Source organism: Micromonospora sp. NPDC049836 (genome assembly GCF_044465125.1).
Taxonomy (GTDB): Bacteria; Actinomycetota; Actinomycetes; order Mycobacteriales; family Micromonosporaceae; genus Micromonospora.
In genome coordinates, this window is the sequence record NZ_JBITLH010000007.1 from 64,521 (window position 1) to 85,599 (window position 21,079).

Consider the following 21,079-nt stretch of genomic DNA (forward strand, 5'->3'; position numbering starts at 1 on the left):
CGAGAGCGGCCCCGGCAGACGCGCCAACGTCTGTGATCCGGGGCCTTGACGGACAGTGGAGGTCCGCCCGCCCATGAGTGTAGAGGCCCTGACCTGGGCGCTGAACGACGCGCCCGACCTGCCCCCTTCCTGCCTGGCCGTGCTGATCGGTCTCGCCAACCACGCCCACGCCAACGGCAGAGCCGCGTACCCGTCCCGGGAACGGCTCGCCCACTACGCCCGCAAGTCGGTCCGCGCGGTGGCGAACGACATCAAGGAGTTGGAACGCCTCGGGATCATCCGCCGGGGCGATCAGCGACACGTCCTGCACCTGCCCACCGACCGGCGTCCGGTTGTCTGGGATCTCGCGATGGAGCGTCGGCGGACCGTTCCCGGTTCGCTCGACCCGTTCGCCGAGCCGGCATCCGGCAAGCCGACCGAGGTTCCCGAGCCTGTGGAAAACCGGGGTGAAGCTGACTTCCTCCCGGTTGCCGACCGGGGTGAAGCAGGCTTCCGAGCGGCAGGAAGTGCAGTACCGACCGGGGTGAAGCCTGCTTCACACGAACCGTCCTTGAACCGTCAGAGAACCCTCAACCGCGCAAGCGCGGGAGAGACCTCTCCGAAGATCAACGGCAAGAAGACCTTCACCCCTCGGGCTCTCACTGGTGCTGCCCTGCCCGTTCAGCGGGACGTGGAGCAGTGCCCGAGGCACCGGGGTAGCTCGGCTACCAACTGCGGCCCGTGCCGCTCCGAGGCTCTGGCGGGTGGCCGATGAACGCCACTGCCGCCTACGCCCTGGTCCTGGTCCTGATCGGCGGACCCGCCGTGATGCTCGCCCCGTTCGTGATCGCCCGCCGGACGGCTGAGCGGCACGCAGAGCAGGTCGCCGACGACGTCACCCGCACCGCCCACAAGGAGATCCGCCCGTGAACGCCACGTCTGTTGCCTCTCGGCTGACCACCGGCCTGGTCGCCCTGGTCGCCGGCTACGCCTCGTTCTCCCACATCTACAAGGTCGCCCGGCAGGCCGGCGAGCACGTCTCGGTTGCGTCGGTGCTCCCGCTGTCCATCGATGGGCTGATCCTGGTTGGCACGCTGGCGATGCTCGACGACAAGCGCAGCAACCGGAAGCCTCGCCTGTCCGCCCGGCTCGCCGTGGCGTTCGGCATCGTCGCCACGCTGGCTGCCAACATCGCCTCGGCTCACCCGACGTGGACTGCCCGTGCCGTTGCCGCCGTTCCGCCGGTCGCCTTCCTGCTCGCCGTCGAGGTGCTGTCTCGCCGGGGCAAGCTGATCCAGCCTGAGCCGGTCGACCAGGCCGAGCCGGTCAAGGTGGCCGAGCCGGTCGCCGTCGAGCCTGAGCCGATCCGTGAGCCGGTCGCCGTCGAGCCGGTCAAGGCTCAGCCGGTCAAGCGGACCAGCGAGCCGAGCCGCAAGCCTGTCCCCCGCTCGCTCACCTCGGCTGACCGGATCATGTCGGCTCACCTCGCCGAGCCCGAGGCGACGCACGCTCGGATCGCTGAGCTTGCCGGTGTCTCGCTGGCGACGGTCAAGCGGTACCGGCCTACCCGCTCGGCTGGCTCGCCGTCCCCGGCGCAGCCTGCGGAACCTGCCATCAACGGCAGCGCGCCCGAGCTTGCGGAGATGGCGGCGTGACCGAGCTTGAGCGGGCTATCCGCAAGCTGCGGCGCAAGCACACCGTGTCGCGGGTGGCCTACCGGTACGTCTCCGGTAGGCCGCTCAGCGGCAAGACCGGCTACCCGTACTTGAGCCGTGGCGCTGGTCGGCTCACCGGCTGGCAGCGTCAGGTGATCCGGCTCAGCGTGCCGGCTACGGCTGCGCTGGCTGTGGCTCAGCCCGAGCAGGTCGGCTCACTGGTCGGCTCGGCTGCGCTGGTTGCCGGCTGGCGGGTGCGTCGCCGGTTCACCATGCGCCGGTTCAACCGCGAGTACGTCACCCCGACCCTGGCTGCCCTTGCGCCGGCGATGGGTCTACAGACCGGCGTACGACTGCACGTCGACCCGACGTTGGGCAACCTCACCCCGAGACTGGCCAAGCCGCTCAGCCCGGCTGAGACAGCCGTACGTGCCTGGTACGGCGAGCACGTAGAGCCGATCATCCGGTGGCTTCCTGAGCGTGCTCAGCGGGCAGCCTGGTCGGTGCAGCGCAAGGCACAGCCGGTCACCTCCCGGCTGGCTGTGTTCCGCCGGCCGGTCGACGGCGACCAGGGTCCGCGTATCGAGCTGGTCGCCGACACCCCGTACCTGACCAGGGAACAGCGGCAGTTGGTCTCTTCCATCATCGGCAGCAAGATCCCCGTCTCTGACCTGGTCGAGTCCTGGCACCAGGTCGGTCTGCGGGTAACGGCTACATGGACGGTGCGTAAGCGTCCACCCGCCCGCGTCGGTGTCGACCAGGTCGCCGAGCACCTGCCGGCCGATGACGCTGTCTTCTACCTCGGGCAAGGTGCCGGCAACCAGCCGGTGACGATCAGCCTTGACGACGACTCCCCGCACATCGCCGTGTCTGCCGGTACGGGTGCCGGCAAGAGCGTGCTCGCCGAGCTGGTCGCCGTGCAGGTGCTCCGTCGGGGTGGCCGGGTGGTCATCCTTGACCGGAAGGGCTCGCACCGTTGGGCGCTCGGTCTCGACCAGGTCGACTACTGCACCAAGCCGGGGCAGATGCATGACGCGCTGGTGAAGCTGGCTGCTCTCGCCGATGAGCGGAACACCCTGGCGTTTCACGAGGCAGACGGCTGGGACCCCGGTCCCCGGGTGCTGGTCATCTGCGAGGAGTTGAACGCGACCCTGACGCAGCTCGCGAACTGGTGGGCAGAGAACCGGGAGAAGGGTGACCCCAAGCGGTCGCCGGCTGTCTCGGCTCTCGGCGAACTGCTGTTCATGGGCCGCAGCGCCAAGGTCAACGTGATCGGCATCGCTCAGCTACTCACTGCCCGAGCCATCGGCGGACCGGAGAGCCGGGAGAACTTCGGGGTGCGCTGCCTCGCCCGGTACACCGCCAACGCTTGGAAGATGCTGTGCCCGCAGGCTGCCATGCCTCGCGCATCCCGGGTGCGTGGCCGGTGGCAGGTGGTCATCGGCGACCAGGTGACCGAGTGCCAGGTGGCCTACCTGACCGCCTCAGAGGCTCGCTCGCTGGCGATGTCCCCGGACATGTCCCCTTCCCAGGTCAGCGCGCCTATCAAGCCCTGCGGGGACAACAGGCTGACGCTCAAGGAGGCGTGCGCCACGGGTGTCCTTCCCTGGTCGTACGAGGCGACCAAGAAGAGAGCACAGCGGCGAGTAGGTGACGTGCCCACCCCGCGCAACAGGGTCAACGGCGTGGATGTCTACGACCGGGCCGACCTTGCCCGCTGGGCAGGGGTTCCCACCGAGTAGCCCGACCAGCAGACCGGCTGCCTGTCGCCCTGGTCCTCGGGGTGGCGGGCAGTCTGCTTGCGTGAGCCCGGTCATAGTTGCCGGTAAAACGCCAAGATCAACCCGTCTTAACTGTAGAGGGTTGCCCGCCGACCCCCGCTCGACCGGCTCGCCGTGAGGCCGGTCACGACAGCGCATAAAACGCCGGTCTGCTGGCGATATCTAGGTGTGAGGGTTGCTCGCCGAGCGGGTCGACCAGGTCGACCAGGTGAGCCCGGACACAAGTCCCGCCAGAACGCCGGTCTGCTGGCGATATCTAGGTGTGAGGGTTGCTCGCCGAGCGGGTCGACCAGGTCGACCAGGTGAGCCCGGTCACGACTGCTTGTAGAACGCCGGTCTGCTGGCGACTCCTACATGTGAGGGTTGCTCGCTGGCCCCCCGTCGAGCCGGCTGCCGTGAGCCCGGACACAAGTCCCGCCAGAACGCCGGTCTGCTGGCGACTCTTACTTGTGGGGGTTGCTCGCCGACCCCTGCTCGACCAGGCTGCCGGGTGTGATCCTGTGAGCCCGGTCACGACAGCGCATAAAACGCCGGCCTGCTGGCGACTCTTACTTGTGAGGGTTGCTCGCCGAGCACCCACCAGCACCACCACGCACGCCGTGTCCCACCAGGGATGCGGCGTTTTTTCATGCCCTGCGCCAGGTAGGCGAACCACCACACCACCACGAACAGGAGGCAACCACCCGTGCAGTACACGATCAACGGCGTCGAGTACGTCGACACCAACGAGGCGGCCCGGCGGCTCGGGCTGTCCGCCCGGACCCTGATCAACCAGCGCAGCGAGAACCGCAGCCGCATGCGGTACATCCGCCATGGCGGCAGGGTCTACTACGCCGTCACCGAGGTCGAGCAGTACGCCCGAGAGCAGACCTGGTGACAGACGAGCTGCGGCGCATCGCCGAGCGGATCGCCAGCGAGGCACCACCCCTCACCCCCGAGCAGCGAGCCCGGCTACGTGGCCTGCTCAGCGGCGAGTGAACACACACCCACGACCAGGAGGCGAGCCACCAGTGATCGACACCGTTGCCCCCGCGAACGTGATGCGCCAGCGGGTACGAGAGATGCGCCAACAGGCGAGGCGAGACACGTCCCCCCGAGGTGCCTGGCTGCGTGGCGTGCTGGCAGACAGCCGGGTAGACCTTGAGGTGCAGTACGTGTCGACGTACGCCTACGAGGTTGCCGACCCGTTCGGCCGGTTCAGCGAGTCCGACCTGATCGCAGCGATGGAGGGTCGGCAGTGAACGCCGGTAGCCGAGCCATCCTGTTCGACTGGCTGGATGCGTTCGGCCAGGTGAACCGCACCGGCAAGTACTTCTCTGCGGCCGAGATGGGCATCATCTTCTCGGCGGCAACCTACGCCGACACCAACACTGGCGGCGGGATCTTCCCCGGCTACAAGCTGTTGCAGACCAACACCCGAGCGAACCGCACGACCATCAGCAAGGCGCTCGACAAGGCTCGGGCTGCACGGGTGTTCGTCCGGGTGGCCGAGGGCGACTGGCAGCGGGGCACGTCGGATGAGTACCGGCTCGGGTCGCCGAGCCTGTGGAACCTCTCGGCGTTGGCTGTCCCTGGCGCTCCACCGAGTACCGATATCGAGACTCGGGAGGTGCCGACCGAGGGTGCCCCGAGTACCGATATCGAGACTCAGTCGAGTCCTGATATCGAGACTCAGTCGAGTACCGATATCGAGACCACAACTACCCATGTAACTACCCATGTAACTACCCAGAGGGATCAACCTCTCGGCATCTTCACCAAGCCGAGCCAGGTAGCCGAGCCTGTCCCCTCGGTCTGGGACCTGGTTGAACCGTTCACGCCGGCTGCGCCGGCCGAGCCAGTCAGGGTCGAGCCCAAGCCGACCGAAGACGTCTGGGCGAACCTGTAGCCCTGGGGCGCTGTGCGCTACGCGCGCCGTGCCGCTGCGCTCCCGAGGTGACCAGGCAGCGGCGAGAGCATGAGCGGCCGGAGGCCGCATCAACCGGGAGACCCGCTCGACCAGGTTGGGCCGCGTACGCGGCCACCATCGGGAAGCTCTTTGCCGACGCTCCCTCTGCCCCGAGGTACCCGGGCACTCTGCTCCGCGCTCGCCACTGCACCGCGAGAGCAACCCTCACCGATCACCCTGCCGGCGACAGCCGGCGGATCAACCCTGCCGACGAACAGGAGACATCACCCCGTGATCCTCGCTTCCCTCACCTACACCGACTCCGACCACATCGACGCTCTCACCCTGGCCGAGCAGGTTGTGGCGCTCTGCTTCGACCGTCGCTCCGATGCTGAGGCTCGGTTGGTTCGTGCTCACGCTTCCGGCGACAGCCAGGAGATCGCCGACGCTGCCGACGCGGTAGTGATCGCTCGCCGCATGCTCACCAACGCCCACGCCGCTCTGCGGCACATCCGGGGTGACCAGTGAGCCGCTACGACTTCCCCGAGCGGGTGTGGTCCCTCGCCGAACGTCTCGCCGATCACCGGGTGGACGGCAAGACCATGCGACCCACCAACCTGCCCGACGGCATCGCCGACGGCTACACCCCGGCCGAGGTTGAGCAGGCGATCCGCGCATCCAAGGTCGCCCTTGCGATGAAGCGCAGCCAAGCCCAACTCGCCCGGATCGACAACCCCACTGACACCACCGACGACGACGGCGACCAGGGCGACGACTTCGACCCCGTTGCCGTTGCCCGAGCTGCCCGCCGTTCCCGATGACCGAGGAGGTCTCTCACCCCGTGTCCAGCAAGACCAGCAAGACCACCAAGGCTGAGCGTCGCAAGGCTGCCGACCTTGCGAGCCAGCGATACGCGATGGCGCACGACAGCAAGGCTCGCGCCGCCGAGCTGCTTGCCCGCATCCAAGCCGATCCCGACTCCACTGCCGCCGACATCACCGAGGCGACCGAGGAGCTGAGCAAGGCGACGGCGCTCTACCGTGAGGCTCAGGCTGCCGCCAACCAGGTTCCGGGTGGTCGGTGGTGACCACCCTGACCCCCACCCCCCGAGACCACCGGCTGCCCGCTTCCCGGGTCTGGGACGAGTCGAGCATGATCCTGCCGACGCTTGTCTGCCAGGTACTCGCCAACGCCTGCGGCGACCTGGTCGACGTGCAGCCGTCTGCGGCTCGCGGCAAGACCATGCGACCGGAGATCCGCCCGGCCATCCGGGTACGTCCGAGAGAGGCACCGTGGGTCGACGGCAACCGCATCGTCGGTCGCCTGCTGGTCGTAACGTTCGTTGACAGTGACGACCCGTTGATCATCAAGCCGCTCAACCTGGTCGACCGCTGGACCGGCAACGTGCTTCCCGAGTACCTGGCTGGCCTGCCTGGTGTCTCGATGAAGCTGCGGACGATCGAGCGGACGATCATCGCCAACAAGATCCCTAGCTGCCCGTCCTATGCGGCGCACTACTGGTCCGCCAGCGTCACCCTCTGAGCCACCACAACCGAACAGCACCACCTATCCCCTCGGGCCGGCTAGCTGCCGGCCTTTTTTCATGCCCCGACATGGGGCGCCTATCGAAGGAGACCCACCCCGTGGCTACCGCCCGCAAGAACACCACCCGTACCGCTACCGACATCGCCGCCGAGAAGCTGACCGAGGCGCTTGCCCTGGTCGACCAGCGGCAGGCCGAGCACGAGCAGGCCGAGGAGACTGCCGCCGAGCTGGTCGCCCGGCTGACCCGTGGCGACGACAAGGTGAGCGCGCTCGACCTGGTCACCGCGGAAGCTGAGATCACCCGTCTCGGCTACCTGATCGAGGCTGCCCGCAAGGCGGTCAAGCCGGCTGAGCGTGCTCTCGACTCCGCTCAGGCCATCGACTCGCCGACGCTCGCCCGGTTCGTTGCTGAGCGGATCGAGGCTGACCCGTTCGCGTTCGGCGTGTTCGGTCTGACGGTGGCGATCAACGCCGACGACCGCAGCAAGCCCGGCGTGTACATCGGTCAGGCCAGCGCCACCACCACCAACCCCGCTACCGGCATCATGTCCGGTCAGGTCGGCATCACCGTTGTCTCGCCGAACGGCTCGCCGATCGACGGCGCTGCCATGCTCGCCGGCCTCGCCCGCATCGAGGCGAGCGGCGCTGCCCTGGTGAGCACCAACGCCAGCCCGAGCCCGCAGGGTGTGACGGTCGATGTTCGGCTGTCCAACGTCAAGCCGGACGTCCCGGCCCTGCCGGCCGAGGTCGACAGCAACGCTCTGCGGAACTTCGCCCTGGACCTGATCGACAGCATCACCAACCGGGGCGGCCGGTCCAACCAGCGCACCAGCGACCCGTACGGCGGTGGCCTGTACGGCGGCAACGGTCTCTGGGACCAGGCCGCGAAGGTGAAGAACATCGGCTCGGCGCTCAACACCGTGACCGTCACCAACCGGGGGCGGGACGGCGACCAGGAGCGGCGCACTGTGCGGGTTGTGTTCGACCTGACCTCCCGCGTGGTCGGCACCCGACAGATCGGCGAGTACACCCGCAACAGCGTCGGCAAGCTGGTCGGCGAGGTGGCGGCCGGCATCGGCCGGATCAAGGCTGCCCACGTCGTGAGCGAGCAGCCCACCACCGAGCAGCCGACCCCGGGCAACGAGTTCAGCAACTCGCTCAAGAGCGGTGTGCGAGTGGTGGTCGAGGTCGACGCCGTCGCTCGGGTCGCCGGCTGACCGAGTGACCCCAACCAGGGCGAGGGGTCCGCCGGCTGCGCGGACTCCCGCCCGCTCCACCCCCTCACCCACCCCAAGCAACAACCCCTCTCAACGAACCAAGGAGTTCCAACAGTGTCTATCGCTCAGTTCATCGCCGACACCATCGACGCCAACCGCCTGACCCTCGCCCTGCACGGCTTCCCCGTCGAGGTCGACTCCGCCGAGCCGGCTGCCCCGGCCGTGCACGTCTCGCCCGTCGCCGACCAGGACGGCGTCGAGATCTACGCCGCCAGCGCTGCCGGCAAGGTGTCCGGCCTGGTTCGGGTGGTCATCGCCTACCCGGCCGGTCAGGTGTTCCCGCTGGAGCACTTCCGCGCCGAGGTGCAGCGGATCATCGGCAAGCCGCAGAGCCGCGTCTACCCGGGCGGCGGCTCGAACATGCAGTACCGGCCGGGCGACCCGTACGTGATCTCGCACGTTGCCGACCAGGCCGACGGGCGGACCGAGCTGACCCTGTCGCTCGGCTGCATCGCCGCCTGACAGACGGGTGAACGGGGAGGGGCGGAGGTCCGCCCGCCCTTCCCCCTTCCCTCCTGGACACGACATGACGAACACCAACCACACCACCGACCGACGCTGCCTGGTCGACGGCTGCGAGCAACCCCGCCACGGGTACGGCTACTGCGAGCGGCACCGTCGGCGCATCCGGCGGAACGGCGACCTGGTCCTACGCATCGGCCGGGAGCGAGAGAACCCCGGACTGTGCGAGCAGTGCGGCAAGCCGATCCGGCCGAGTACCCAGCGAGCACCCCGGTTCTGCTCCCATGCCTGCCGGCAGCGCGACGTACGACGCAGGCAGAGGCAGCGCAGAGCAGCCCGCCCAGAGCCACGCTGACGGCTCAGCACACCAACACCAACACCCATGCAGGGGCACAGGATCTCGCGACTCTCAGAGCTTCTGAGCGGGATACGCGAGCCTGTGCCCCTTGCTGTGCAAGACCTACAGGAGACGAACCAGAGTGAACACCACTGACCAGATGACCGAGCGCGCCTGCCAGCACTGCGGCGGCACGATGGAAGGGAAGCGACCGCAGGCCATCCACTGCGGCGAGCGTTGCCGGGACCAGGCTCGCCGGCAGCGTGAGCGGCAAGCCAGGCAGGCCCACCCTCGCCCGCGCAAGCCTCAGCCGACCAGCCGGCCGGCGAGCCGCAAGCACATCCCCGGCAACGCTTACGGCTCGCTGACCCTGGTCGAGCGGATCGAGGGCAGCGGCGAGCCTCGGGCTCTGTTCCGATGCGAGTGCGGGAACGTCAAGGCGTTGCAGATCAACAACGTTGCCCGAGGGATCACCACCAACTGCGCCGACCGAGCCAACCACGTTGACCCCCGACGGCAGGAGCTACTGACCTACGACGGCGCACACGCCCGCGTGAAGAACGAGCGGGGCAGCGCCTCCCTCTACCTCTGCCGTTGCGGCAACCAGGCCGACCAGTGGGCGTACTCCCACGCCGACTACGACGAGCGCGCAGACATCAAGGGTCGCGAGGCCCGCAAGCCGTACAGCACCAACCCTGACAAGTACGTGCCGATGTGCCGCCCCTGCCACACCCGGTTCGACAACGCGCATCGGCGGACGATCGGCGACGGGCTCTCGCTGGTGCACGTCGCCTACTGGGCGGCGACTCACGACCAGGCCGAGCAGGTGGCTGCCTGATGGCATGGGACACGAGCAACCGAGCGAGTCGCCTGCCGGCGAACTGGAAGCAGATCCGCGAGCGAGTGCTACGGCGCGACAACTACGCCTGCCAGTGGGTGAAGGAAGACGGGTCCGGCAAGAAGTGCTACGAGCCGGCCGACGAGGTTGACCACATCGTGCCCGGCGACAACCACGCGATGACCAACCTCCGCGCGCTCTGCCACCACCACCACGCGAAGAAGACCGGCCGTGAAGGTACGGCGGCAAGGGTCGCCAACATGCGCCGCGTCGACTCCCGGTACCGCCGCACCGAGCAGCACCCGGGGATGCTGTGAGCCAGTCGATCCCGACCAGTGAAGAACGTGCCTTGCGTTGGGCGGCGAACCTCTGCGGCTGGTGTGAAGAACCGTTGCCGGGAGGGTCTGCGTACGTGCGGGAGTTCTGCTCCGACCGGTGCCGGCAGCGGAACCACCGGGCGATGAAGCGAGCCGGCCGGCGGTAGACCAGCGATGTCACGTCGACCCCCCGGGGTGCTCCCGTATTTTTCGGCACCTCACACCTCGGGGGTTGGCGTGGCCGGCGATCCTTGCCGGCGAGCGGATGCATAACCATGCAGCACCCCTGCTCCGCCCGTCCTGCCCCGGCTGTCACGGCGACTTCTGAACCGGGGCGCGACCAGGCGTCCTAAGACCACTCGGTGCGGCGTCCCAGGTCAAGGGGGTCTACCCCCCACCCCCTGGCCGACACCCACCCGCGCACCCCTGCATGACCATGCATCGACGCACACCTACCCGCAGCCGGGCAGGCAACCAGGCACACAGCGAGCCGGAGCGACAGGCAGCCGAGGGCAGACAGGACCACCCCGACCAGGTGAGCGGCGCTGTGAGGCGACCTGAGCGGGCGGGCGGGTACGCCTGGTCAGGCTGCCTTGGCTGCGTGCGCCTCCACCCGCGCCATCAGATCCTCGGGGATCACCACGCGCACCCGCTTGAAGTCGTCGGGATCATCCATCCGCGCCAACTCTTCGGCGGACGGCTCGGCGTACGCGATCACCTTCAAGCCTGCTTCCCGCATCTCTCGGTTGCGGTCGGCTGCCGATGTCAGGGACTCCCACCGCTGCCGGTACGTCTGCCCCGTCGGCTCAAGCCTCCACTCATCGGGGCGGGAGGGCAGCGCCTCCAACGCTTCCCGGCGCACCTCCAACGCGCCGTACATCTGGGCAAACTCAGCCTTGCCCCGCTCGCCTCGGAACAGTCCGGCGGCAAGGTGCTCCCGCAGCTCGGTCATCGACTCTTCTACGTCGGCGAGTTCGGCAGCGTGGTCCGATCCGGGGACGAACGCCCGGCGCATCACCTCCAGGTCGCCGGCAACGAGCAGGAAGGTCTCTTCGGTGACGTGCTCCAGGACGTGAGCGGGGATCGAGGACATGCCACGCGGGCAGTTGCGACCAGCACGGGCACGCAGACCGCAGCGGTAGTACATGCCATTCCGTCCCCGGTTGCGGTACAGGGGCTCTCCGCACTCGCAGTACGCCACGCGCAGCAGGGGAGAGCCACCGACCCGGTTGCCTGCCTTCGGGTTGGCGTTGCGCCGCAACGCTTCCTGTAGCTGCTCCCACTGAGTGGCGCTCACGATCGGCTCAGCCCGACGCAGCGGCAACCCGTCCTCGCCACGAACCAGCCGGGTGAACGTCTCCCTGGTGCCGTCCGGCTTGGTCCTGGTCTCGGTCATCTCGGCGTACCCGAGCAGGGTGTGAGAGCGCAGCATCTTGAGCAGGTTTGCCACCCGCCACTCGGTGCCGGTTGTCGCCTTGCCGGCGCGCTTCCGCTGTGCGTCGAGCGGGCTCGGGGTGGCTGTCTCGTTGAGCCAGCGAACCACCGAGTTGGCCGAGTCCCCGGCGATGATGCGGCGCACGATCTCCCGAGCAACCTTGCTGGTTTCGGGGTCAACGTCCAACCGCCATCCGCTGCCGGCGTCAGCCTTGACGGCCCGGTACCCGTACGGCACGAACCCACCACGCCACCTGCCCTGCTTCATCAGGTGGGCGAACGATGACCGGGCACGTTCCCTGATCGCCTCAAGTTCGCCTTCCGCCAGCGCGGCAAGGATGTTGACGAACACCGCGCCCATCGGGCTGTTGATGTCGAACCCTTCCGAGGTCGACACGATCGCTCGCCCGGTCGAGCGGCACCAGTCCATCAGTGCGGCGAGGTGGAGCACCCGACGGGACACCCGGTCGAGCCGCCATGCGCAGAGGATGTCGAACCGGGCAACGTCTGCCCTGCCACCGAGGCTGGTCGGCAGCCACTCGCCGAGCTGCGGACGTTCCCACGGCGGCACGCTGCCGGACACGCCTTCATCCTCAGCCCACCCAACGATCGTGTGCCCGTTCTGCTCAGCCCATGCCGTGATGTAGGCACGCTGCCGTGCGACCGAGGTCGACTCTTCCCGTTCCCGAGAGAGCCGGATCACGCCGAGTACCCTGCCCACTGTTTCCCCCTGTTGCCGGCTGCCTGACCAGGCAGGGTAGGTGAGCAGGGGGGCGGCGTCAAAGAGTTGACTTCGCATCGTCGAGGAAGAGCACCCCGCGATGGGCCAGCGACACCGCCCCGGGGCGGGCCAGGCCGGAGCCCCCGCCGACCAGGGACGGCACCGTGGCGGTGTGGTGCGGCGCCTGGAACGGCGGGCGGCGCAGCAGCCGTCCGCCGGGCGGCAGCAGACCGGCGATGGAGTGCAGCGCGGTGACCTCCAGCGCGGCGTCGTCGTCCAGCGCCGGCAGGATCGACGGAAGCCGCTCGGCCAGCATGGTCTTGCCGGCGCCGGGCGGGCCGAGCAGGGCCAGGTGGTGCCCGCCGGCGGCGGCCACCTCCAGCGCCCGGCGGCCGAACCCCTGACCGGCCACGTCGGCCAGGTCGGGGCCGCCGGGGGCGGTGAGCGGCTCGGCGGCCGGTGGCGGCAGCAGCGGCGTGCCGTCGCGGACGAAGGCCACCAGGCGGTGCAGCGTGTCCACGGCCCGGACCCGTACGCCGGGCAGCACGGCCGCCTCGGCGGCGTTGGCGGCGGGCACGACGACGCGGTCCAGGCCGGCGCGCGCGGCGGCGGCGACCATCGGCAGGACGCCGCGCACCGGGCGGACCGCGCCGTCGAGGCCCAGTTCGCCGAGGATCACCGTCCGGTCCAGCGGCAGCAGCGGCAACTCGCCCGAGCCGCCGAGCACGGCCACCGCGATGGCCAGGTCGAACGCCGAACCGTACTTGGGCAGGGTGGCCGGCAGCAGGTTGAGGGTGATCCGCCGGTTCGGCCACTTCTGGCCCGAGTTCACGATCGCGGCCCGGACCCGGTCCCGGGCCTCGTGCAGGGCGGTGTCGGGCAGGCCGGAGATGACCACGCCCGGCAGCCCGGGGGCGAGGTCGGCCTCCACCTCCACCACGTGTCCGGTCACGCCGACCAGCCCGACGGAGAGCACCTTGGCGTAGCTCATCTCAGAACGCGCCCTTCAGGTGCTCGACCCGGGCCGGCCCGGCGGTGGGGAGCCGGACGGCGAGGACGTCGAAGCGGACCTCGTCGGCGTGGGTGCCGGTCTCGGCCAGCCAGCGCGCGGCCAGGCCGCGCAGCCGCCGTGCCTTCGCCCGGACGACCGCCTCGGCGGGGGTGCCGAAGTCGTCGGTGCGGCGGGTCTTGACCTCGCAGAAGGCGAGCACCTCGCCCTCCCAGGCGATGATGTCGATCTCGCCGTCGGCGCACCGCCAGTTCCGGGCGACCGGGCGCAGTCCCGCCTCGATCAGGTGCCGGACCGCGCACCGCTCGCCGTACGCGCCGACGGCCTGGTTCCGCTTCGTCATGGCGACGACCGTGCCGCCTACCGGGCGGTGGCGTGCTCCGGCGACGCCCGCCTGTGGATGACGGGGTGGGCTGTGGACGACCGGACGATCATGGGTCGGGTGTGCTACGGCTCCGGCTGGTTTGACCGTGTGGCAGCATCGCCGCATGCTGCGACTCACTGATTTCATCATCGACTGCCCGGACCCGATGGAGCTGGCGGCCTTCTACGCAGCGGTGACGGGCCGCCCGGTCAAGGAGGGCAGCGACAGCGACTGGGCCGGTATCCGGTTCGGCGACATCGAGTTGGCCTTCATCCGGGTGGCGGACTACCGCGCCCCGCGGTGGCCCGACGGCGAGCACCCCAAGCAGTTCCATCTCGACTTCGAAGTCGACGACATCGAGGCCGAGCAGGACCGCATTCTGGCCCTCGGCGCGACCCTGCGGCAGGACTCCGTCGGCCCCAACGGCTACGGCTGGCGGGTCTACACCGACCCCGTCGGCCACCCGTTCTGCCTCTGCCGCAACAAGGGCGTCACCTGGACCGACCGGGGTCCGATCTGGCCCACGGGCAAGTAGGGCGGGTAGCACCGGTCCCGCCGCGCCGGGTCCGCCACGACGGCCGACGCGGACGTCGTCACCCGCCGGGGCGACCCGCCGGCCCGGCTCGGCGTGTCGCCCCGGGAGCCGCGTCGGGCGGCATCGACCAGCGGCGATGCCGCCCGGGGCCGAATGGCGGACCGGGTTCCGGTCGCATACCGTGCCGGTCGTGGACGGACGACGGAGCTTTCCCGAGGATGAGCAGGGGTCGCGCTGGGGCGACCGGGGGTACGCCGAGCCGGACTGGCGGGCCGAGCCGCGGCACCGCGACGACGACTACCTCGTCCCCGAGCAGCGTGAGGGCTTCCGGTACGGCGAGGCCGCCCCGTACGGCGGGGCCGATCCGCAGGTCGACGGGGCCGACGGTTACCGCCGGTCGCGCTGGACCGATGATCCGGACACCTCCACCGAGCTGCCGGGCGAGCGGGTCGGCCGGCGGGCCGCCCGGGAGGCCGCCGACCCGCTCGGCGGGGCCGGCCGGGAGGCCGGGCCGCTCGGCGCCGACCCGCTGCGGTCCGGCCCGCTCGGCGGCTACCCGATCGTCGAGCCGACCCGTCCGGCGGAGCCGGCCCCGGCGCCGGGCACCGTCGGGGACCATCCGGCGCACGCCGGCGCCCCCGCGCTGCCGGCCGGCGAGCGTCCCGCCGGGGTGCCGGCCGGCGCGGAGCGCCCCGGGTACCCCGGGGCCACGCCGCTGACCGTCGGGGAGCGGCCCGGCGTCACCGGCGCCGAGGTCGCGCCCGGGCCGGTGCCGCACCCGCTGGAGCTGCCGACCGGCCCGATGCCGTCGGTGGCTCCCCGGCCGGACGCGGCGAAGCCGGGCGACGGGGTCTACCGGACCCGCCGGCCGGTGCTGGCCGTGCTGCTGGCGGCGCTGGTGCTGGTCCTGGAGGCCCCCGCGCTGCGGGTGCTGCTGCACGGTCTGGTCGGCGACCCGGTCTCCACCTCGCACGTCGTGGTGGGCACGTTCCTGGTGGTCGGCCTGCCGATCTTCGGCGCCGGCCTGTACGGGTTGCGCACCGGTGGGCTGGCCCTCGCCGACGGCAGCCGTGGTTGGCTCCGGCCGCCGACCGCCTACCTGACCGTCGGGCTGGTGCTCTTCCTGGCCGCCGCGCTCGCCGCCCGCTGACCCCGCGGACATACCTCCCCGACCCGGAGGTATGTCCGGAACCGGGAACCCGGGGCGCGGTCGCGGCCCCGGCGACCGGGCCGGCCGCCCCGCCAGCGGTTCCCGTACCTCGGCGACCGGGGCTGACGGGTGGCCGCCCTCGGCGGTTCCCGCACCCCGGGACCGGGGCCGCGGGAGAGCGCGTACACTGGTCGACTGGCGACCGCCTCGCGCGGTCGACCTCGCGTGCCCTCTCCACGGACCGCTCCGTGGGGCGACGGCCTCCCTGGTCCCGATCCCGTTCGGGTCCGTCATGGCCGCCGACCGGGCGCCAGGCGTCCGGCCGCCGGCCGGACGGGACAACCAGGGAAACTAGGAGTACCCCATGGCCGTCGTGACCATGCGTCAGCTGCTGGAGAGTGGTGTCCACTTCGGGCACCAGACCCGGCGCTGGAACCCGAAGATGAAGCGCTTCATCTTCACCGAGCGCAACGGTATCTACATCATCGACCTGCGCCAGACCCTCGACTACATCGAGAAGGCGTACGAGTTCGTGCGGACCACCGTCGCCGGGGGCGGCAGCATCCTCTTCGTCGGCACCAAGAAGCAGGCCCAGGAGGCCATCGCCGAGCAGGCGACCCGGGTCGGTCAGCCGTACGTCAATCACCGCTGGCTCGGTGGCATGCTGACCAACTTCCAGACGGTGTACAAGCGGCTCCAGCGGATGAAGGAGCTGGAGGCCCTGGGTGACCTGAGCGGCACCGCCGCCGGTTACACCAAGAAGGAGACGCTGCAGCTCTCCCGCGAGAAGATCAAGCTGACCAAGACCCTCGGTGGTCTGCGCGACATGCAGAAGCTCCCGGCCGCGGTCTGGATCGTCGACACCAAGAAGGAGCACATCGCCGTCGACGAGGCCCGCAAGCTGGGCATCCCGGTGATCGCCGTGCTCGACACCAACTGCGACCCGGACGAGGTCGACTTCCCGATCCCGGGCAACGACGACGCGATCCGCTCGGCCGAGCTGCTGACCAAGGTCGTCGCGGCCGCCGTGGCCGACGGTCTGATCGCCCGCTCCGGCCGGGGCCGGGGCGGCGACGAGAAGCCGGAGCCGGGCCAGGTCGGCGCCGACGAGCCGCTGGCCGAGTGGGAGCGCGAGCTGCTCGAGGAGCCGAAGAAGGCCGACGAGCAGCCGGCGGCCGCCGCCGAGCAGCCCGCGACCGCCGAGCAGCCGGCGACCGCCGCCGCGGAGTGATCGCGCCGTCGCGTCCCCACCGTCCGATTTCCCGGCCGGTGGGGCGCGGCGGGTACGCCGGGCACAACCGGCCCGGATCCGGGTAACCGGCAGCCAGACCATCCCACCGCAGTCTCAAACACCGAAGAGAGAGTCATGTCCAACTTCACCGCCGCGGACGTCAAGAAGCTCCGCGACCTCACCGGCGCCGGCATGATGGACTCCAAGAAGGCGCTGACCGAGGCGGAGGGCGACTTCGACAAGGCCATCGAGATCCTGCGCGTCAAGGGCGCCAAGGACGTCGGCAAGCGGGCCGGCCGCACGGCCGCCAACGGTCTGATCGCGCACTCCGGCACCTCGCTGCTGGAGCTCAACTGCGAGACCGACTTCGTGGCCAAGAACGACGCCTTCATCGCCCTGGCCCAGCAGTTGGTGGAGCACGGCGAGCGCAGCGGCGTGAACAGCGCCGAGGAGCTGCTGGCCAGCACCATCGACGGCAAGCCGGTCGCCGACCTGATCCAGGAGCAGTCCGCCAAGATCGGCGAGAAGCTGGTGCTCAACCGCTTCGCCCGGCTGGAGGGCGGCACCACCGCCGTCTACCTGCACCGCAAGAGCCAGGACCTGCCCCCGGCCGTCGGCGTGCTGGTGCAGTACGCCGGCAAGTCCGACGAGGCCGGCGACGCGGACGCCCGCGGCGTGGCGATGCAGATCGCCGCGATGCGGCCGAAGTACCTGACCCGCGACGAGGTCCCGGCCGACGTGGTCGAGTCGGAGCGGCGCATCGCCGAGCAGACCGCCCGCGAGGAGAACAAGCCCGAGGCGGCGCTGCCGAAGATCGTCGAGGGCCGGGTCAACGCCTTCTTCAAGGACTTCGTCCTGCTGGAGCAGGCGTCGGTCGCCGACAACAAGAAGACGGTGAAGCAGCTGCTGGCCGACGCCGGCATCGAGGTCACCCGCTTCGTGCGGTTCGAGGTCGGCCAGGCCTGATCCGCCCGCCGGACGCGGACGCGACCGGCGGCAGGGAAACGTCGACGAGGAGGCCGCCGGTGTACGTGACAGGCACCGCGGCCTCCTCGTCACATAGGGTCGGCAGCGGCAGTTACGCGGTACGGGCGCACGCGAGGTGCGCGACGGAAGGGGCGCGGCGGATGACGCAGGTTGTGAGTGACCGGAGCCTGGCGGCGGACGATCCGACCGCCCCACCGCCCGGGCGGGCCCGCCGGGTGGTGCTGAAGCTCTCCGGTGAGGTCTTCGGCGGCGGCGCGATCGGCGTCGACCCGGACGTCGTGCAGGGCATCGCCCGGCAGATCGCCACCGTGGTGCGCCGCGGCGTGCAGGTCTCCGTGGTGGTCGGCGGCGGCAACTTCTTCCGCGGCGCCGAGCTGCAGAAGCGGGGCATGGACCGGGCCCGGGCCGACTACATGGGCATGCTCGGCACGGTGATGAACTGCCTGGCCCTCCAGGACTTCCTGGAGAAGGAAGGCATCGAGACCCGGGTGCAGAGCGCCATCACGATGGCCCAGGTCGCCGAGCCGTACATCCCGCTGCGGGCGATCCGGCACCTGGAGAAGGGCCGCGTGGTCATCTTCGGCGCGGGTGCCGGCATGCCGTACTTCTCCACCGACACGGTGGCCGCGCAGCGGGCGCTGGAGATCCACGCCGACGTGGTGCTGATGAGCAAGAACGGCGTGGACGCGGTCTACACCGCCGACCCGCGGATCGACCCGACAGCGAGCAAGCTCGACTCGATCACCTTCTCCGAGGTGCTGCGCCGCAACCTGCGGGTGGCCGACGCCGCGGCGTTCAGTCTCTGCATGGAGAACGGCCTGCCGATGCTGGTCTTCGGCGCGCAGGGCGACGACACGATCGTCCGGGCCGTCGGCGGTGAGAAGATCGGCACGCTGATCACCGCCTGAAACGGCCCGGTCGAGCCGGCAGCGGTCCTCCGACAGCACAGCAGCAGCACAGCCCACCACGAGCTACAGAAGGAGGCGAGGAGACCGGTGATCGACGACACCCTCCTCGAGGCCGAGGAGAAGATGGAGCGTGCCATCGAGCACGCCAAGGAGGAGTTCGGCGGGATCCGTACCGGTCGCGCCAACGCCGCCATGTTCTCCCGGATCGTGATCGACTACTACGGCACCCCGACCCCGCTGCCCCAGATGGCCTCCATCGGGGTTCCGGAGCCGCGCATGGTGATCATCAAGCCGTACGACAACTCGCAGCTCGGCGCCATGGAGAAGGCCATCCGCGACTCGGACCTCGGGGTCAACCCGAACAACGAGGGCAACCAGCTGCGCATCCTGCTCCCGCAGATGACCGAGGAGCGGCGCCGCGAGATGATCAAGGTCGCCCGGCACAAGGGCGAGGAGGCCAAGGTCGCCGTCCGCAACATCCGGCGCAAGGGCAAGGAAGAACTGGACCGCCTGGTCAAGGACGGCGAGGTCGGCGAGGACGAGGGCCGGCGCGCCGAGAAGGACCTGGACGACCTGACCCAGCGCTACGTCGCCACGGTCGACGAGTTGGTCAAGCACAAGGAGAACGAGCTGCTCGAGGTCTGAGCGCTCGTACCCACCGCGGACGGCACCGGTGCCGCCGCCCCGACGACGACTTCGGGCCCGACCTCGGCTCCCTCCGGCTCCGGCCGGACGGGGGGCCGACCGGGCCGCCGGGAGTCGACGCCGTCGGGACGGCGGCGCCGGTGCCGCCGTCGTGGTGGGTGATCGTCCGCCGTGCCGGCTTCCCGGGTGCAGTAGGCTCGGCACGATTCCCGGCCACCACCGGATGAACGGCGGGAATCGGCCGGCCGTCGGGCCGGTCAACCGGAGCAGTCGCGCCTGTAGGGGATGGTTTTGGTCTTGCGTCATGTGGCGGCACTCGCATCGCGTACCGGTGCGTGATGTCCCACCCCGACCCCTACGGCACCACCGAGCCGGGCGGCTGGGACCGCCCCGAGCGACCGGCGGCGCTGCCCTGGCCCGACACCGAGCTTGAGCCGGGCCCCTGGCGCCGGCCCGGCGGGCCGGAGGCGCACACCGGGCCGCGGACCCGTCCCGCCGCCGACCCGTACGCCCGACCCCGCCCGGACGGCGGGTTCGACGCGCCGCGCGGCGGCCGCCCTCACGACGGGGGGCCCGGCTACGGCGGCGGACCCGGCGCCCCGCCCGGCTACGGTGCGGAACCCGGCCACCGGCCCGACCACCCGATGCGCTTCGCCGGCCCGGCCCGCGACGGCGACCCGGCCGACGACCGCCGCTACCGCGACGAGGGTCTCGGCGACCCGGACCCGCGCGGCCGGCTCCAGGACGGCGGGCCGTACGCGACGGCCTACGACCGGCCCGGAGAGCCTGGCTACGACCGGCCCGGAGAGCCTGGCTACGACCTGCCCGGAGAGCCTGGCTACGACCGGCCAGGGGAGCGTGGTTACGACCGGCCCGGGGAGCGTGGTTACGACCGGCCCGGGGAGCGTGGTTACGACCGGCCCGGCGGCACCGGCTACGACGATCCCGTGGACCGGCCCTACGACCGGCCGGTCCGCGACGACGCCCCGCCGGACCGGGACGGACCCGAGCGGTGGCGCCCCGACGGGCCGGGTGGGGACTACCCGACGGCCCAGATCGCGCCGGTGCGCGACGAGCCGATCGCCGCGCGGCCGGCGGCCGGGGACGAGCCGGCGCCGGCGGGCCGCCGGACCCGCGGCCGGCGCCGGGCCTCGGCCGACCGCCCGCCGACCACCCAGCCGGCGACCGGCCGGGCCGGGCGTAACCTGCCCGCCGCGATCGGGGTCGGGCTGGCCCTCGGCGCGGCGATCGTGCTGCCCCTCTTCTTCTACCTGCCGGCGTTCCTGGCGGTGATCGCCGCCGCGGTGGGGATCGGCATCTGGGAGATGGCCCGCGCGGTGCGGCGCGGCGGCGCCCACCCGCCGCTGGTGCCGCTGATCGCCGGCGGTGTGCTCACCATCGCCCTGGCCTGGTTCGCCGGGCCCGACGCGCTCAGCCTCGGCCTGCTGGTCACCGTGCTCGGCACGATGATCTGGCGGCTCGGCGACGGCCCGGGCAACTACCAACGCGACCTCACCGCGGCCACCCTGATCGCGGTCTACGTGCCCTTCCTGGGCGGCTTCGCGGCGATGTTGGCCGCCGCGCCGGACGACGGGCACCTGCGGGTGCTGGTCACCCTGATCGCCGTGGTGCTCTCCGACACCGGCGGGTACGCGGCCGGCGTGGCCTTCGGCAAGCACCCGATGGCCCCGAAGATCAGCCCGAAGAAGTCCTGGGAGGGCTTCGCCGGTTCGGTCACCGCGGCTGCGGCGGGCAGCGCCGTGCTGCTCTGGCTGCTGCTCGACGTGGCCCCCTGGTGGGGTGCCGTGTTCGGGCTGGCGATCTCCGGCGCGGCCGTCCTCGGCGACCTGGCCGAGTCGATGATCAAGCGGGATCTCGGCGTCAAGGACATGAGCAACCTGCTGCCCGGGCACGGCGGGCTGATGGACCGGCTCGACTCGATCCTGTTCGCGGTGCCGACGGCGTACCTGCTGCTGGCGGTCCTCGTGCCGATGGCGGGCTGAGGCGTGAATCACG

The 21,079-nt window shown here is 70.7% G+C and carries 24 protein-coding genes and 1 pseudogene; 22 read left to right on the forward strand and 3 right to left on the reverse strand.

Annotated elements, in window-relative coordinates; all coding sequences use genetic code 11:
- Positions 1 to 73: 73 nt before the first annotated feature.
- The 15 genes from ACIBPB_RS19875 (at position 74) to ACIBPB_RS19945 (ending at position 10,079) form a co-directional block, all read left to right on the forward strand.
- On the forward strand, positions 74 to 754 hold the full coding sequence (locus tag ACIBPB_RS19875) for a helix-turn-helix domain-containing protein (RefSeq protein ID WP_396841027.1): 681 nt from the start codon (positions 74 to 76) through the stop codon (positions 752 to 754).
- Positions 751 to 909: a hypothetical protein gene (locus ACIBPB_RS19880; protein ID WP_396841028.1), complete on the forward strand. Its 159-nt coding sequence runs from the start codon at positions 751 to 753 to the stop codon at positions 907 to 909. Before ACIBPB_RS19875 ends, ACIBPB_RS19880 begins: the two co-directional genes overlap by 4 nt.
- Positions 906 to 1,634 (forward strand): DUF2637 domain-containing protein, encoded by a 729-nt coding sequence (locus ACIBPB_RS19885; protein ID WP_396841029.1) that lies wholly within the window; start codon positions 906 to 908, stop codon positions 1,632 to 1,634. Before ACIBPB_RS19880 ends, ACIBPB_RS19885 begins: the two co-directional genes overlap by 4 nt.
- Positions 1,631 to 3,376, forward strand: coding sequence for a helicase HerA domain-containing protein (locus tag ACIBPB_RS19890; RefSeq protein WP_396841030.1), 1,746 nt, complete (start codon positions 1,631 to 1,633; stop codon positions 3,374 to 3,376). The genes ACIBPB_RS19885 and ACIBPB_RS19890 overlap by 4 nt, the downstream gene beginning before the upstream one ends.
- Before the next feature lie 724 nt (positions 3,377 to 4,100).
- Positions 4,101 to 4,292, forward strand: coding sequence for a helix-turn-helix domain-containing protein (locus ACIBPB_RS19895; RefSeq protein WP_396841031.1), 192 nt, complete (start codon positions 4,101 to 4,103; stop codon positions 4,290 to 4,292).
- Positions 4,293 to 4,530: 238 nt separating this feature from the next.
- Positions 4,531 to 4,656, forward strand: a complete 126-nt coding sequence (locus ACIBPB_RS19900) for a hypothetical protein (RefSeq protein WP_396841032.1) — start codon at positions 4,531 to 4,533, stop codon at positions 4,654 to 4,656.
- Positions 4,653 to 5,303: a hypothetical protein gene (locus ACIBPB_RS19905; RefSeq protein WP_396841033.1), complete on the forward strand. Its 651-nt coding sequence runs from the start codon at positions 4,653 to 4,655 to the stop codon at positions 5,301 to 5,303. Before ACIBPB_RS19900 ends, ACIBPB_RS19905 begins: the two co-directional genes overlap by 4 nt.
- Before the next feature lie 291 nt (positions 5,304 to 5,594).
- Positions 5,595 to 5,831 (forward strand): hypothetical protein, encoded by a 237-nt coding sequence (locus ACIBPB_RS19910; RefSeq protein ID WP_396841034.1) that lies wholly within the window; start codon positions 5,595 to 5,597, stop codon positions 5,829 to 5,831.
- Positions 5,828 to 6,124: a hypothetical protein gene (locus ACIBPB_RS19915; RefSeq protein WP_396841035.1), complete on the forward strand. Its 297-nt coding sequence runs from the start codon at positions 5,828 to 5,830 to the stop codon at positions 6,122 to 6,124. The genes ACIBPB_RS19910 and ACIBPB_RS19915 overlap by 4 nt, the downstream gene beginning before the upstream one ends.
- Positions 6,125 to 6,144: 20 nt before the next feature.
- Positions 6,145 to 6,390, forward strand: a complete 246-nt coding sequence (locus ACIBPB_RS19920; protein WP_396841036.1) for a hypothetical protein — start codon at positions 6,145 to 6,147, stop codon at positions 6,388 to 6,390.
- Positions 6,387 to 6,845: a hypothetical protein gene (locus ACIBPB_RS19925; protein WP_396841037.1), complete on the forward strand. Its 459-nt coding sequence runs from the start codon at positions 6,387 to 6,389 to the stop codon at positions 6,843 to 6,845. Before ACIBPB_RS19920 ends, ACIBPB_RS19925 begins: the two co-directional genes overlap by 4 nt.
- A gap of 101 nt (positions 6,846 to 6,946) precedes the next feature.
- Positions 6,947 to 8,065 carry a hypothetical protein gene (locus tag ACIBPB_RS19930; RefSeq protein ID WP_396841038.1) on the forward strand — a complete coding sequence of 373 codons (1,119 nt, stop codon included), beginning with the start codon at positions 6,947 to 6,949 and terminating at the stop codon, positions 8,063 to 8,065.
- Between the two features lie 114 nt (positions 8,066 to 8,179).
- On the forward strand, positions 8,180 to 8,587 hold the full coding sequence (locus ACIBPB_RS19935; RefSeq protein WP_396841039.1) for a hypothetical protein: 408 nt from the start codon (positions 8,180 to 8,182) through the stop codon (positions 8,585 to 8,587).
- A gap of 479 nt (positions 8,588 to 9,066) precedes the next feature.
- Positions 9,067 to 9,762, forward strand: coding sequence for a hypothetical protein (locus ACIBPB_RS19940; protein WP_396841040.1), 696 nt, complete (start codon positions 9,067 to 9,069; stop codon positions 9,760 to 9,762).
- The gene (locus ACIBPB_RS19945) at positions 9,762 to 10,079 is read left to right on the forward strand and encodes an HNH endonuclease (RefSeq protein WP_396841041.1); all 318 of its coding nucleotides are present in this window, start codon (positions 9,762 to 9,764) and stop codon (positions 10,077 to 10,079) included. Before ACIBPB_RS19940 ends, ACIBPB_RS19945 begins: the two co-directional genes overlap by 1 nt.
- A 583-nt stretch (positions 10,080 to 10,662) precedes the next feature.
- Here ACIBPB_RS19945 and ACIBPB_RS19950 read toward each other — a convergent pair.
- The 3 genes and pseudogenes from ACIBPB_RS19950 to ACIBPB_RS19960 all read right to left on the reverse strand — a co-directional run bounded on the left by ACIBPB_RS19950 (position 10,663) and on the right by ACIBPB_RS19960 (position 13,586).
- Positions 10,663 to 12,216 carry a recombinase family protein gene (locus tag ACIBPB_RS19950; RefSeq protein ID WP_396841042.1) on the reverse strand — a complete coding sequence of 518 codons (1,554 nt, stop codon included), beginning with the start codon at positions 12,214 to 12,216 and terminating at the stop codon, positions 10,663 to 10,665.
- Positions 12,217 to 12,307: 91 nt separating this feature from the next.
- Positions 12,308 to 13,225, reverse strand: a pseudogene (locus ACIBPB_RS19955) (YifB family Mg chelatase-like AAA ATPase); the annotation flags it as partial.
- Position 13,226: 1 nt separating this feature from the next.
- A complete protein-coding gene (locus tag ACIBPB_RS19960) occupies positions 13,227 to 13,586 on the reverse strand; it encodes a YraN family protein (RefSeq protein ID WP_396841043.1) in 360 nt (119 codons plus the stop codon).
- Positions 13,587 to 13,731: 145 nt separating this feature from the next.
- On the opposite strand from ACIBPB_RS19960, the gene ACIBPB_RS19965 reads away from it, so the two are divergent.
- From ACIBPB_RS19965 to ACIBPB_RS19995, 7 genes are all read left to right on the forward strand, one after another.
- On the forward strand, positions 13,732 to 14,142 hold the full coding sequence (locus ACIBPB_RS19965) for a VOC family protein (protein ID WP_396841044.1): 411 nt from the start codon (positions 13,732 to 13,734) through the stop codon (positions 14,140 to 14,142).
- 181 nt (positions 14,143 to 14,323) lie between these two features.
- Positions 14,324 to 15,292 carry a hypothetical protein gene (locus tag ACIBPB_RS19970; protein WP_396841045.1) on the forward strand — a complete coding sequence of 323 codons (969 nt, stop codon included), beginning with the start codon at positions 14,324 to 14,326 and terminating at the stop codon, positions 15,290 to 15,292.
- A 364-nt stretch (positions 15,293 to 15,656) separates the two neighbouring features.
- Positions 15,657 to 16,523, forward strand: coding sequence for a 30S ribosomal protein S2 (rpsB, locus tag ACIBPB_RS19975; RefSeq protein ID WP_366646678.1), 867 nt, complete (start codon positions 15,657 to 15,659; stop codon positions 16,521 to 16,523).
- Between the two features lie 135 nt (positions 16,524 to 16,658).
- Entirely contained in the window at positions 16,659 to 17,489 is an 831-nt protein-coding gene (tsf, locus tag ACIBPB_RS19980) for a translation elongation factor Ts (protein ID WP_396841046.1), read from the forward strand.
- Between the two features lie 161 nt (positions 17,490 to 17,650).
- Entirely contained in the window at positions 17,651 to 18,418 is a 768-nt protein-coding gene (gene pyrH, locus ACIBPB_RS19985; protein WP_302767681.1) for a UMP kinase, read from the forward strand.
- 87 nt (positions 18,419 to 18,505) lie between these two features.
- Positions 18,506 to 19,063 carry a ribosome recycling factor gene (gene frr, locus ACIBPB_RS19990; RefSeq protein WP_396841047.1) on the forward strand — a complete coding sequence of 186 codons (558 nt, stop codon included), beginning with the start codon at positions 18,506 to 18,508 and terminating at the stop codon, positions 19,061 to 19,063.
- 644 nt (positions 19,064 to 19,707) lie between these two features.
- Positions 19,708 to 21,066 carry a phosphatidate cytidylyltransferase gene (locus ACIBPB_RS19995; RefSeq protein WP_396841269.1) on the forward strand — a complete coding sequence of 453 codons (1,359 nt, stop codon included), beginning with the start codon at positions 19,708 to 19,710 and terminating at the stop codon, positions 21,064 to 21,066.
- The last annotated feature ends 13 nt before the right edge of the window (positions 21,067 to 21,079 follow it).